Origin of the sequence: Shewanella goraebulensis (genome assembly GCF_030252245.1) — a bacterium.
Lineage (GTDB): Bacteria > Pseudomonadota > Gammaproteobacteria > Enterobacterales > Shewanellaceae > Shewanella > Shewanella goraebulensis.
Genome location: NZ_CP126972.1, coordinates 1,299,915 through 1,312,913, shown reverse-complemented (window position 1 = coordinate 1,312,913; position 12,999 = coordinate 1,299,915). Strand labels below are relative to the sequence as shown.

Below are 12,999 nucleotides of genomic sequence, written 5' to 3'. Positions count from 1 at the left end.
TCGTTCAAACAGCTAAGCTTGCTTAAGGCGCCAAAGACTCACGGGTAAACATTTCATTATCGCATTGTGGGCAATCAGGGATTAAGCTCGGAAATTCGATACTCATTTCATGATTACATTCAGTACAAATCACCTTACCTTGATTAATCACCTCACCCGCCATATAAAAACCCTTATGCTTAAAGTCTTGAGCAATTTCATGCCACTCAACTTGGCTGCGGTCAGTAATTTCCCCTAGCCAATGCCAAAGGGTGTTTTCTAGGGTGATCACAGTCGGGCTATAACTGAGATTATCGGCATTTTCGTCTTTTAGGTAACTTGCAATGTCACGCTTTAAAAATTCTTCTACTAAAGCTAACTCTTCTGCTTCGGCTTCTGACTTCAATTGCAAATAATCTTTACACTGGGTTACTGATGCAAAAAGGCTCTTTGCAGTCAATGAGTTATCTTCATCATAACGCTGCTTAACTTGTTCGAAAAGCGTGTGATAAAGCGCTAATAACGCTGAACTTCGTCCACTCATAAAAAATACTCCTTCATCTGAACCTTTTTAATGCATCACTTCTAGTTTATTCTATGCAGATCTCACTCGCGCTTTTTAGCGTTAGATCAAACAATGGGCGGCATAGGCCGGAATAGATTGATGCAAGAGCAATATAATCCCTCAGAAATTGAAGCCCTAGTGCAAAAGCACTGGGAAGACAAAAAAACCTTCGAAGTAACAGAAGATGAAAACAAAGAGAAATTCTACTGTCTCTCTATGTTCCCTTATCCATCTGGCCGACTTCACATGGGACACGTCCGTAACTACACCATAGGTGATGTTGTTGCTCGTTACCAACGTTTGCAAGGTAAAAATGTATTACAACCTATTGGTTGGGACTCATTCGGCCTACCTGCTGAAAATGCGGCAATCAATAATAAGACTGCCCCAGCACCGTGGACATACGAAAATATCGACTACATGAAGAACCAACTTAAGTTATTAGGTTTTGGTTATGATTGGAGCCGTGAAATCGCCACATGTACGCCAGAGTACTACCAGTGGGAGCAATGGTTCTTCACTCAGCTTTACGAAAAAGGCTTAGTCTACAAAAAGACTGCGTCAGTTAACTGGTGTCCAAACGATGAAACCGTACTCGCGAATGAGCAAGTACAAGACGGTTGCTGTTGGCGCTGTGACACTGAGGTGGTTCAAAAAGAAATCCCTCAGTGGTTCATCAAAATTACCGATTACGCTGAAGAGCTGTTAAATGATATCGATCAGCTAGACGAATGGCCTGAACAGGTTAAGTCAATGCAGCGTAACTGGATTGGCCGCAGCGAAGGTATCGAAATGACCTTTAATGTTGCGGGTAGCGACGAGACGTTCGATATCTACACAACACGTCCAGATACCGTAATGGGCGTGACGTATGTTGCAATTGCAAGTGGTCACCCATTAGCTGAGCAAGCTGCCAAGAATAACCCTGAATTAGCGGCATTCATTGAAGAATGTAAAAACGTTGATACTACCGAAGCAGCGATGGCTGTAATGGAAAAGAAAGGTGTTGCTACAGGTCTTAATGCCGTTCACCCACTGACTGGCAAAGAAGTGCCAATCTGGGTAGGTAACTTTGTATTAATGAACTACGGTACTGGCGCAGTCATGTCTGTACCAGCTCACGATCAACGTGACTATGAGTTCGCTAAAAAATATAACTTAGCAATTGAAGCTGTGATCAAGCCAGTTGACAGCGAAGTAGACATCAGTGAAGCAGCATATACCGATAAAGGTGTGTTGTTTAACTCTGCAGAATTCGATGGTCTAGAATTCCAAGCTGCATTTGATGCGATTGATGCCAAACTAACTGCTGAAGGCAAAGGTAAGCGTCAAGTTAACTTCCGTCTACGTGACTGGGGTGTATCGCGTCAGCGTTACTGGGGCGCGCCTATCCCAATGGTTACGCTTGAAGATGGTACTGTAATGCCGACTCCAGCTGAGCAACTTCCGGTTATTTTACCTGAAGATGTGGTAATGGATGGTATTCAAAGCCCAATCAAGGCAGACAAAGAGTGGGCTAAAACCGAAGTTAACGGTCAACCTGCTCTTCGCGAAACAGATACCTTCGATACCTTTATGGAATCATCTTGGTATTATGCGCGTTACTGTAGTCCACATGCTGATCAAATGCTTGACCCTGCTAAAGCAAACTACTGGCTGCCAGTGGATCAATACATCGGTGGTATCGAGCACGCTTGTATGCACCTATTGTACTTCCGCTTCTTCCATAAATTGTTGCGTGATATCGGTTTAGTTGATTCAAATGAACCTGCAAAACGCTTATTAACTCAAGGTATGGTTCTAGCTGATGCTTATTACTATAACAACGAGAAAGGCGCACGTGTTTGGGTTTCACCTGCTGATGTTACTGTTCAAGAAACAGATGACAAAGGCCGTGTAGTCAAGGCTGTCGACAATGAAGGCCATGAAGTGGTTTACACTGGCATGAGCAAAATGTCTAAATCTAAGAATAACGGTATTGACCCGCAAGAAATGGTTGATAAATACGGTGCCGACACCGTACGTTTATTCATGATGTTTGCAGCGCCACCTGAGTTAACTCTTGAGTGGCAAGAGTCAAGTGTTGAAGGCGCGCACCGTTTCATTAAGCGTTTCTGGAAAACAGCACATGATCATGTTGCCCAAGGCGAAGTGGTTGCATTAGACCCTAAAGCGCTAGACAACAATCAAAAAGCACTACGCCGTGAACTACATAAGACTATTGCTAAAGTCAGCGATGACATTGAGCGTCGTCAAATGTTCAACACAGCCATTGCTGCAATCATGGAATTAATGAACAAATTGCAAAAAGCGCCGTCTGCTAACGAGCAAGACCGTGCCCTAATGCAAGAAGCATTGACTGCCGTGACTCGTTTACTTTACCCAATCATTCCGCACACTAGCTTTAGCTTGTGGACTGCATTAGGTAACACTACAGATATCGAAGATAGCTTATGGCCAACCGTTGATGAATCAGCATTGGTTGAAGACAGCAAGCTCATCATCGTTCAAGTAAACGGTAAACTTCGTGCTAAAATCACTGTCGCTGCAGACGCTTCTAAAGAAGAAGTAGAAGCGCTCGGTTTAGCCGATGAAAACGTGCAAAAGTTTGTTGATGGTGTAACAGTACGTAAAGTAATTTACGTTCCTGGTAAGCTATTAAATATCGTTGCTAAATAAACGATATTGATGCATTTATCACTACCTTTGAGATGATGATAAATGCTCAACAAATTGCTTAAGTAGACTGTAAGGTTGCTATTGATTAGCAACCTTACTTATTTCCCTGTAATCTAACTTCAGGGTTGCTTCAGCAATTAATTTCAATTTAAAACTTAAGTAAAAGGATGCCAATAACAGTGATGCTAGTAAAACGCATTAGCTTGGCAATGATGGCGCTGGTTATTCTAACCACTGCAGGTTGCGGCTTTAAATTACAACGCAGTTATTCTATTCCGGCAGAGCTTGAAGAATTACACTTAAGCACTAACGATCAATACAGTGAGCTTTCTCGACTAGTGAATGACAGATTGCGTATTCATGCCATTTCAACCGTTGCCGCATCTGATACCACTCCAACACTCAGACTTGTAAACGACTCACTTGAGCGTGCGACCTTGTCTTTGTATCCAACAGGTAACGTCGCTGAATATGAATTAATCTACTTGGTTAATTACTCCGTCACATTGCCTGGGTCTGAACCACAAACATTCCAAACAGAGATCCGTCGCGACTACCAAGACGATCCCCGAACAGCTTTAGCAAAAAGTCGTGAAATGGATATGTTGGTAAAAGAAATGCGCATTCAAGCCGCTGACAATATCATTCAAACTCTGGCCTCTATTGAGGTGGATTAATGCGGGTTTATCCAGACCAAATAAGCCAACACTTAAAAAATCCGCAAGGTTGCTATCTGTTATTTGGCGATGACCCTTGGCTTATTGAAAACTGTAAAGGCCAAATCTTAGCAGCCGCTAAAAAGCATGGCTTTGATGAACGCGTTCATTTAACCCAAGAAACCGGGTTTAGCTGGAACGACTTAATTCAAGAATGGCAATCAATGAGCTTGTTTGCCAGCCGTCGCATTATTGAACTGACCTTACCTCAAGCAAAACCAGGCACTGAGGGCTCGGCCGCATTTATTTCAATGATGCAAAATCCGAATCCTGACATCATTTTGTTAATCCATGGCCCAAAGCTTTCAGCCGAAACCAAAAGTAAATGGTTTAAAACGCTTGATGCAGCGGGTATTTATTTGCCATGTACTACCCCTGAAGGGAAGCAATTTCAGCGCTGGTTAGACAATCGAATTCAGCATTACAAGTTACACGTGCAGATGGACGCTAAAGCCATGCTGTTTAACTTGTTTGAAGGTAACTTGTTAGCTGCAGAGCAAGCATTGCAGTTACTGCAATTATTAAGCCCCAATGAGCCCATTCATAGTGACAATTTAACCGATTACTTTGAAGACCAATCACGCTTTACCGTTTTCCAGCTCACCGACGCGTTACTGGCTAATCATCAAAAACATGCACAACACATGATTGTGCAGCTAAATGGTGAAGGCACAGCCATGCCAATTTTAATGTGGGCATTGTTTAAAGAACTCAATGTAATGTTGAATCTAAAAACTGCTGTTAAGCAAGGCGCCCAGCTAAATAGCTTATGGCAACAACATCGCATTTGGGATAAACGTAAACCTTTATATCAAGCGGCACTAACACGCTTAACCCTTAATCAAATCGAACACATGCTGGCATTTGCTTCAAAAATGGAAATGAATCTAAAACAGCATGGCATCGAAGATTGGACAGCCATGAGCCATTTATGTTTATTGTTTGACCCAAATGCACACCGACGTTTAGCCCATATCGAGCTTCAAACATGAAAATTGGTTTGCTCGGTGGCACCTTTGACCCGATTCACTATGGCCATATCAAACCCGCTTTAGAAGTTCAGCAACGCCTAGAGCTCGATAAAATCTGGTTAATGCCGAATCATATTCCACCGCACAAACAAACCACCCAAGTCAGCAGCCAGCATCGACTTACCATGGTGGAATTGATTAGTCAGCAGTATGACGAATTTGAAGTATGCGATATAGAAATTAATCGTGATATGCCCTCCTACAGTGCTACAACCTTACAGATACTTAGTGAGCAATATCCACTGCACCAGTTTTATTTCATCATGGGTACAGACTCATTTATCCAATTTCAATCATGGTACCAATGGCAGTCAATATTGAAATTGTGCAATATAGTTGTATGCCAGCGCCCAGGTTGGCAATTAGATAAAACCAGTCCGATGGCAGAAATACTCGAGCAAAACATGGCTGTTTCAACGTTGGCCAAGACAGGCAAAATTTTTCCTATCGACGTTAGTTTGCAAGACATCTCATCAACTGAAATTCGACATATCCTCTATCAAGGTGGGCAAAGAAATTTGAGTTCTACTCCCGCAGCAGAAACGACAAACATTTCAGAAATCTCTCACATGGTGCCAAATGTGATCCAAGAGTACATTTTCGAACATCATCTGTATCAAAATAAGTAAAACCGATTTTAGATGCTTAATTGAACACGGCTTCAATTGCGCTAGCTAGGGTATTTTGCGTATAATGCTCCGTTATTTTTACATATTGAGGTAAGTGACGTGCAGAGCACGGAATTAAAAGATTTTGTTGTCGATAAGATTGACGACCTAAAAGCCAAAGACGTTGTGGTATTAGACGTGGCAAACCAATCACACATTACTGATTACATGGTAATTTGTTCTGGTACATCAAAAACTCATGTTCGTGCAATCGCCGAAAACATGATTGTTGAAGCTAAAACTGCTGGCAACCAACCTTTAGGTGTTGAAGGCCGTGATAGCAGTGAATGGGTACTCGTTGATCTAGGTGGCGTAATTTTACACGTGATGCAGCAGCAAACACGCGAATTTTATGACCTAGAAAAGCTATGGACTGAAAACGACGCCTAATGAAGTTACAACTGATTGCTGTTGGCACTAAGATGCCAGATTGGGTCACCCGCGGGTTTGAAGAGTACCAACGCCGATTTCCTCGAGATATGGCGTTAGAACTTATAGAGATCCCAGCAGGAAAGCGCGGTAAAAATGCTGATATAGCACGCATTCTTCAAAAAGAAGGCGAACTCATGCTAGCAGCTGTACCCAAAGGCAATCACATTGTAAGCCTAGACTTGCCAGGCAAGAACTGGGAAACACCCCAGCTTGCTCAGCAGCTCAGTAAATGGCAACTTGATGGCCGCGATGTCAGTTTATTGATTGGCGGTCCTGAAGGTCTTGCACCAGATTGCAAAGCCGCCGCTAGTCAAAGTTGGTGTTTATCAGCCCTTACGCTCCCCCATCCATTAGTAAGAGTTTTGGTTGCCGAAAGCCTTTATCGTGCTTGGAGCATAAATAACAACCATCCCTACCACAGAGAATAACCCTTAATGGTAAACCTCTGGTAAAAGTGAAGTTAATTCAGCTAATATAGCTAAGCTGAATTTGTCAGCCTGAACCCTATCGGAGAAAGCTCAAGTGTCGCCAAAAAAGCGCATTGCCATGCACGACCACGCTGCCGAGGCGTCGCTATTCAAACGTCGTGCTTTGTTTACTTTCCTGTGCGTGTTTATTCTAATCAGTATCTTGCTTTCCAACTTGTATCAGTTGCAAGTCGTCTCGTTTCAAGATTATGAAACTCGCTCAAACGATAACCGTATCCGTGTAGTACCTGTCGCGCCAAGTCGTGGGCTCATTTATGACCGTCACGGGCAATTACTCGCAGAAAACCAGCCATTTTATACTCTTGAAGTCATTCCTGAAAAAACCGAAGACATTAGCGCATCGCTAGACAAGCTTAACGAGTATATTGAGTTAAGTGCAGATGAGCGTGAAACCATTACCGAAAGGCTTCGATACCACCGGCGCTTCAAACCTTTGACGATTAAATCTCGCTTAACTGAAGAACAAGTGGCGACCTTTAGTGTTAATCAGCACCAGTTCCCAGGTTTTAGAGTCGAAGCAGGCCTAAAGCGACATTACCCTTACGAAGGGCTCATGACCCATGTGCTCGGCTATGTCGGTAAAATTAATGCCCGTGACAGAACCTCGCTTGAAAAATCTGGTCAATGGAAAAATTACGCTGCCACCAATGACATTGGTAAGCAGGGCATTGAAAAGTTTTATGAGTCCTTATTGCTAGGCAAACCTGGCCACTTAGAAGAAGAGGTCAATAACCGCGGCCGTGTCATTCGCACATTAAAAGCGACTCCGCCAACGCCTGGGCAAGACATTTACCTCACCTTAGATTTAAAACTGCAGCAAAAAGCCATGGAGCTATTAGATGGTCGCCGCGGCTCTGTTGTCGCTATCGATCCCCAAGATGGTGGCGTATTAGCCATGGTATCAAGTCCGACTTACGACCCTAACCTCTTTGTTCATGGTATTAGCTCTAAAGCCTATAGCGCCCTACTAAATGACAAATCTAGACCGCTAATTAACCGAGCTACACAAGGCCAATATTCGCCAGCATCAACCATTAAACCGCATGTTGCGTTACTAGGACTCGAAGAGAAAACCATTACCGAAAAGACCCGTATTTGGGACCCTGGTTTTTGGCAAATTCCTAACGTAGAACGTAAATACCGAGACTGGAAGCGTTGGGGGCACGGCTGGGTTGATGTTTACAGCTCAATTATGGATTCCTGCGATACTTTCTTTTACGACTTAGCTTATAAAGTAGGTGTCGATAAAATGGCAGCCTTTATGTCCAAGTTTGGCTTTGGTGAGTCAAGTGGTATCGACATTTATGAAGAAGCTAATGGCATCATGCCGTCCAAAGATTGGAAACGCATGCGTTACAACCAACCTTGGTATATTGGTGATACGATTTCAGTGGGTATTGGACAAGGTTATTGGACCACAACGCCACTACAGCTTACCAATGCTGCCACTATTTTAGCTAACCATGGTCAGCGCTTTACGCCTCATTTATTAAAATCATTCAAAGATGAAACCTCTAAAATCGAAACGCCAATCGATGAACGAGAGCCCATCAAACTCAATGACGATAACAACTGGGAAATCATCAACGAAGCCATGCGCCGCACTGCCGACAAATCTCGCTTTACTGATGCATCCTATACTGCGGCAATGAAAACCGGTACTGCTCAGGTATTCAGTGTTGCTCAAGATGCAAAATATGACTCAGAAACCGTTGCCGAGCATTTACGAGATAACGCATTAATTATTGCTTACGCCCCATACGAAAACCCCAAAATTGTACTCGCAGTAGTATTAGAAAATGCGGGTTGGGGTGGCGTTAACGCAGGCCCTGTTGCCCGCGCTTTACTGGACGAATATATGTTACGTGACGAATGGTTGGTGGCAGAATGAATGCATCACACCACCCCCATAAAAAGAACATTTGGCAAAAGCTACACATAGACTTGCCGCTGCTATTAGGCTTACTGGCTTTAATGGTATTTGGCCTGTTTGTCATTTATTCAGCCAGTGGCGAAGATGCCGCCATGATGGAAAGGCAGCTTGTTCGCTTAAGCTTATCGCTGTGTGTCATGTTTGTGTTTGCCCAAATTAACCCTGAAATCCTCAGGCGGTGGGCACTGCCTATCTATATTGCAGGCATCATACTATTACTTGGGGTGCACTTTTTTGGCACCATTAATAAAGGGGCGCAACGCTGGTTAAACCTTGGGTTTATGGAGTTTCAGCCATCGGAGTTGATTAAACTGGCATTCCCTATCACCATGGCGTGGTATATCAGTAAATTCCCACTGCCGCCTAAAAAACGCCATTTAGCAGGGGGATTAATTATCCTATTAATCCCTACCCTATTAATTGCTAAACAACCTGATTTAGGTACATCTATTTTGGTTGCCGCCTCAGGTGTTTTTGTGCTGTTTTTATCAGGTATGAGCTGGGTCATTGTCGGTTCCTGTGTAGCTGCAGTGTTGGCATTACTGCCGATATTATGGTTTTTCTTAATGCATGATTATCAACGAACACGAGTAATGACTTTGTTCGATCCTGAGCGCGACCCGCTCGGCGCTGGTTATCATATTATTCAATCTAAAATCGCGATTGGTTCAGGCGGCTTATGGGGTAAAGGTTGGCTACAAGGCTCGCAGTCTCAGTTAGAGTTTTTGCCAGAAAGGCACACCGACTTTATTTTTGCCGTGATTGGTGAAGAGTTTGGTTTGATTGGAAGCTTAATCCTACTTGCTTTGTACATGTATATTATTGGTCGCGGCTTAGTCATTGCCTCGCGCGCACAAACCAGTTTTGCACGATTACTAGCTGGCAGTATTACCTTGACCTTCTTCGTTTATATATTCGTGAACATTGGAATGGTCTCAGGCTTATTACCCGTTGTAGGTGTACCACTGCCATTAGTCAGTTATGGTGGAACATCGATGATGACTCTGATGATAGGCTTTGGCATATTAATGAGTATTCATACTCATAGGCGTTTCATAGACCGTTAAGTATTACCCTGTATATTCTGAATTGGCTCTTTCAATAAAGAGCTAAAATAAAGCTCAGATAATGAAACTAAAATAATGAAACCAAAGATAACAAAAGGATTGTTAATGCATTTAAAAACGACATTCGCTGCAGGTTTAGCCTTATTATTAAGTTGCTCTAGTATTCAAGCAGCCGAAACAAACTCAGCAGACAGCCCTGAAGTTACCGCACTTAAGCAAGCATTCATTACAGAACAAGTCGGCAAAGGCTTCTCAGAAAAAGAAGTCACTGAATTTCTGCAAACAGCTAACCATAATCAAGCGGTATTAGATGCCATTTCAAAGCCTTGGGAAGCCAAACCTTGGCACCAGTATTATCCAATATTTCTGACCGACAAACGCTTAGAAAAAGGTTTAGCTTTTTGGCATGACAATGCAGAAACGATTAAAAAGGCTGCCGATAAGTTTCAAGTTGATCCACAAATTATTGTTGCCATTATCGGTATCGAAACCTATTACGGTGGCTATATGGGCAACTACAAAGTTCAAGATGCTTTGTATACACTCGGATTTTATTACCCGCCAAGAGCGACGTTTTTCCGCAGTGAGTTTGGCAACTTAATGTCATTGGTCAAAGAAGAACAATTAGATAACGACAGTTTAAAAGGCTCATACGCCGGTGCTATGGGCTTTGGTCAATTTATTCCATCAAGCTACCGCCATTACGCTGTTGACTTCAGTGGTGACGGTCGCCGTGATTTACTCAATAACAAAGAAGATGCCATCGGCAGTGTCGCTAACTACTTCCACCAACATGGATGGCAACGCGGCGCACCAGTCACTTTAGAGTTAAACCACACTGTTGAAACAGCACCTAAAGCGAAAGTCTGGGTTAAAGGTAAACCAACTCAAACCGTTGCCGACATATTATCGCCGACATTGAGCTTAGCAAAAGCAAAAGACATTGACGCCTCCCAACGAGCGTTATTAGTTAAACTAGAACAACCAGAAGCCACTGAATACTGGTTAGGTTTAAATAACTTTTATGTCATTACTCGCTACAACCGCAGTCCGTTATATGCGATGGCGGTATACCAATTCAGCCAACAGTTAGAAGCCGCATATCATGCTAAATAATGTGATGAATTCATCAATGCAACTGAAACTGAAAAAAGTCACCATTGGTTTGACTGTTGTCAGTGTACTTGGGCTACTAAGTGCCTGCTCAAGTTCACCTTCATCCAGTCAAGATGATCGTTATCAAATGAAAAATGACCGTGCGCCGCAAAGTGCACCCGACGTAAGCAAGGTTGAAGACGCACATCCTAAATACGAGCCTTACAGCCGCCAAGGTAATAAGCGCACCTACACAGTTCGTGGTAAATCTTATACCGTTATGCCAACGGCAAAAGACTTCAGCCAAAGTGGTTATGCATCTTGGTATGGGTCAAAGTTTCACGGTCACTTAACCTCAAATGGCGAAACCTATGACATGTACTCAATGTCAGCGGCCCACAAAACGTTACCTTTACCTAGTTATGTCAAAGTCACTAATGAAGCAAACAACAAACAAGTTATCGTTCGCGTGAATGACCGCGGCCCATTTCATGAAGGCCGTATTATCGACTTATCTTATGCCGCAGCTTATAAGCTAGATATGCTTGGCAGTGGTACAGCAAAGGTCAACATTGAGACAATCCACATTGAATCACCTGAGTCGATGGCATTAGATGAGCTCAAAGACGACAGTGTGCATATTATTCAAGTGGTTGCCTCTAAAGATCAAGTCAGGATCAATGTGTTAGCCAAAGAGTTTGAAGCAAAATATAACGTGCCAGCCATTGTTGAATCGGCTAACGGTTTTTATCGCTTATTACTGGGTCCAATCGGTCAAAGCTACCTAGCTAATAAACTGTTACTGCAAATCAAACAAGATGGCTACCCACAAAGTTACTTAAGGACGCCAACCAAAAAGTAACCGCTAAACTTGTATCGCTCAGTTGTGCTAGTTGACTTAAATAGCATAACTAAAAGAATGTAAAGATAACCAGTCGACCCCAGTAAATAGCCTGTGTTAAGGAACCTTAATGCCAAATTGAGGTCGACTAATGATATAATCTTTTTAATTGTGTCGTTTAACTATGTAAATCAGCTGAACTAGTTAGCTACTTATTATTTAACTCGCTGTAATATCATTAAATATTTTATAAACGACTTACCTCTTTCATGACTAACCAGAGATGTGCAACTCAATGAAGAATATTGTAAACACTCCGCTTAAATCTTTGCTGCTGCTTTCCGCTGTATCTTTTTCTTCTCAAGCAGCCAACGCACCCATGGTTATGCCTAATGCGCCAACAGTAGCCGCTAAAGCTTACGTTTTGATGGATTACAACTCAGGCCGCGTTATCGCTGAAAGCAATGCATACGAATCTCTAAACCCAGCCAGCTTAACTAAAATGATGACCAGCTACGTAATTGGCCATGAAGTTAAGGTCGGTAACATTTCATTAGAAGATGAAGTGACCATCAGTAAAAAAGCTTGGTCTAAAAACTTCCCAGATTCTTCAAAAATGTTTATCGAAGTAGGTAAAAAAGTCACCGTTGAAGATCTTAACCGAGGCATCATCATTCAATCAGGTAACGATGCCTGTGTTGCAATGGCTGAGCATATTGCCGGTACCGAAGATGGCTTTGTTGATTTAATGAACTCATGGTCAAAACAGCTTGGTATGACCCAAAGTTATTTTGAAAACTCACATGGTTTAGATTCTGACAACCACAAAACAACCGCATACGACATGGCATTATTAGGTGCAGCCTTAATCCGCGACGTGCCAGATGAATACCGTGTTTACTCTGAAAAATCATTTACCTTTAACGGTATTAAACAATACAACCGTAACGGCTTACTATGGGACAGCAGTTTAAATGTTGATGGTATTAAAACAGGCCACACTTCAGGCGCTGGATATAACCTAGTCTCTTCTGCAACCAATGATGGCATGCGTTTGATCACTGTTGTTATGGGTACGGGCAGTGAGTCAGCTCGTAAAGCTGAAAGTAAAAAGCTACTAAACTACGGATTCCGATTCTTCGAAACCATTACCCCTTATAAAGCGGGTGACACCTTTGTAACTCAAAAAATCTGGTATGGCGATCGTGAAACCGTCGATTTAGGTGTGGTTACTGATACGCCTATTACTATCAATCGTGGTCAAGCTAAAAACTTAGAAGCAAACTTTGAGTTAACTAAGCCGCTAACAGCACCATTAGCTAAAGGTGAAACGGTTGGCCGTATCTTCTTCCAACTTAACGGAAAAGACATTGCTGAGTTCCCACTGGTTACCCTTAACGAAGTTAACGAAGGTAGCTGGTTCAGTAAGTTAATGGATTACTTCAAGCAAATGTTTGAAGGCTGGTTTAGTTAAGCTATACCCGCGATTAATCAGATAATTAAAG

Annotated in this window: 12 protein-coding genes; 11 read left to right on the top strand and 1 reads right to left on the bottom strand. The window is 42.6% G+C overall.

Annotated features, from left to right (window positions below; genetic code table 11):
• Positions 1–22: 22 nt before the first annotated feature.
• Positions 23–523, bottom strand: a complete 501-nt coding sequence (locus QPX86_RS05400) for a zinc ribbon-containing protein (protein ID WP_220751398.1) — start codon at positions 521–523, stop codon at positions 23–25.
• A gap of 120 nt (positions 524–643) precedes the next feature.
• Here QPX86_RS05400 and leuS point away from each other — a divergent pair, with 120 nt between their 5' ends.
• The 11 genes from leuS (at position 644) to QPX86_RS05345 (ending at position 12,968) form a co-directional block, all read left to right on the top strand.
• Positions 644–3,223, top strand: a complete 2,580-nt coding sequence (gene leuS, locus QPX86_RS05395) for a leucine--tRNA ligase (RefSeq protein WP_220751396.1) — start codon at positions 644–646, stop codon at positions 3,221–3,223.
• Between the two features lie 182 nt (positions 3,224–3,405).
• Complete coding sequence (locus QPX86_RS05390; RefSeq protein WP_220751683.1) at positions 3,406–3,900, top strand: LPS-assembly lipoprotein LptE; 495 nt, start codon at positions 3,406–3,408, stop codon at positions 3,898–3,900.
• Complete coding sequence (gene holA, locus QPX86_RS05385; protein WP_285164577.1) at positions 3,900–4,931, top strand: DNA polymerase III subunit delta; 1,032 nt, start codon at positions 3,900–3,902, stop codon at positions 4,929–4,931. The genes QPX86_RS05390 and holA overlap by 1 nt, the downstream gene beginning before the upstream one ends.
• Positions 4,928–5,599, top strand: coding sequence for a nicotinate (nicotinamide) nucleotide adenylyltransferase (gene nadD, locus QPX86_RS05380; protein ID WP_285164576.1), 672 nt, complete (start codon positions 4,928–4,930; stop codon positions 5,597–5,599). The genes holA and nadD overlap by 4 nt, the downstream gene beginning before the upstream one ends.
• Positions 5,600–5,698: 99 nt before the next feature.
• Positions 5,699–6,028 (top strand): ribosome silencing factor, encoded by a 330-nt coding sequence (rsfS, locus tag QPX86_RS05375; protein WP_102528089.1) that lies wholly within the window; start codon positions 5,699–5,701, stop codon positions 6,026–6,028.
• On the top strand, positions 6,028–6,498 hold the full coding sequence (rlmH, locus tag QPX86_RS05370; protein WP_055025767.1) for a 23S rRNA (pseudouridine(1915)-N(3))-methyltransferase RlmH: 471 nt from the start codon (positions 6,028–6,030) through the stop codon (positions 6,496–6,498). The genes rsfS and rlmH overlap by 1 nt, the downstream gene beginning before the upstream one ends.
• Positions 6,499–6,592: 94 nt before the next feature.
• Positions 6,593–8,449 (top strand): penicillin-binding protein 2, encoded by a 1,857-nt coding sequence (mrdA, locus tag QPX86_RS05365; protein ID WP_220751391.1) that lies wholly within the window; start codon positions 6,593–6,595, stop codon positions 8,447–8,449.
• Positions 8,446–9,558, top strand: coding sequence for a rod shape-determining protein RodA (gene rodA / locus QPX86_RS05360; protein WP_220751389.1), 1,113 nt, complete (start codon positions 8,446–8,448; stop codon positions 9,556–9,558). The genes mrdA and rodA overlap by 4 nt, the downstream gene beginning before the upstream one ends.
• Positions 9,559–9,663: 105 nt before the next feature.
• Positions 9,664–10,674 (top strand): lytic murein transglycosylase B, encoded by a 1,011-nt coding sequence (mltB, locus tag QPX86_RS05355; protein WP_285164575.1) that lies wholly within the window; start codon positions 9,664–9,666, stop codon positions 10,672–10,674.
• 16 nt (positions 10,675–10,690) lie between these two features.
• Entirely contained in the window at positions 10,691–11,515 is an 825-nt protein-coding gene (locus QPX86_RS05350; RefSeq protein WP_285164574.1) for a septal ring lytic transglycosylase RlpA family protein, read from the top strand.
• A 274-nt stretch (positions 11,516–11,789) separates the two neighbouring features.
• Complete coding sequence (locus QPX86_RS05345) at positions 11,790–12,968, top strand: serine hydrolase (protein WP_220751383.1); 1,179 nt, start codon at positions 11,790–11,792, stop codon at positions 12,966–12,968.
• The last annotated feature ends 31 nt before the right edge of the window (positions 12,969–12,999 follow it).

Coding starts and splice junctions, on each gene's coding strand:
- QPX86_RS05350 (WP_285164574.1), top strand. CDS start 10,691: ATGCAACTGAAACTGAAAAAAGTCACCATTGGTTTGACTGTTGTCAGT.
- rlmH (WP_055025767.1), top strand. CDS start 6,028: ATGAAGTTACAACTGATTGCTGTTGGCACTAAGATGCCAGATTGGGTC.
- nadD (WP_285164576.1), top strand. CDS start 4,928: ATGAAAATTGGTTTGCTCGGTGGCACCTTTGACCCGATTCACTATGGC.
- QPX86_RS05345 (WP_220751383.1), top strand. CDS start 11,790: ATGAAGAATATTGTAAACACTCCGCTTAAATCTTTGCTGCTGCTTTCC.
- rodA (WP_220751389.1), top strand. CDS start 8,446: ATGAATGCATCACACCACCCCCATAAAAAGAACATTTGGCAAAAGCTA.
- holA (WP_285164577.1), top strand. CDS start 3,900: ATGCGGGTTTATCCAGACCAAATAAGCCAACACTTAAAAAATCCGCAA.
- QPX86_RS05390 (WP_220751683.1), top strand. CDS start 3,406: ATGCTAGTAAAACGCATTAGCTTGGCAATGATGGCGCTGGTTATTCTA.
- mltB (WP_285164575.1), top strand. CDS start 9,664: ATGCATTTAAAAACGACATTCGCTGCAGGTTTAGCCTTATTATTAAGT.
- leuS (WP_220751396.1), top strand. CDS start 644: ATGCAAGAGCAATATAATCCCTCAGAAATTGAAGCCCTAGTGCAAAAG.
- QPX86_RS05400 (WP_220751398.1), bottom strand. CDS start 523: ATGAGTGGACGAAGTTCAGCGTTATTAGCGCTTTATCACACGCTTTTC.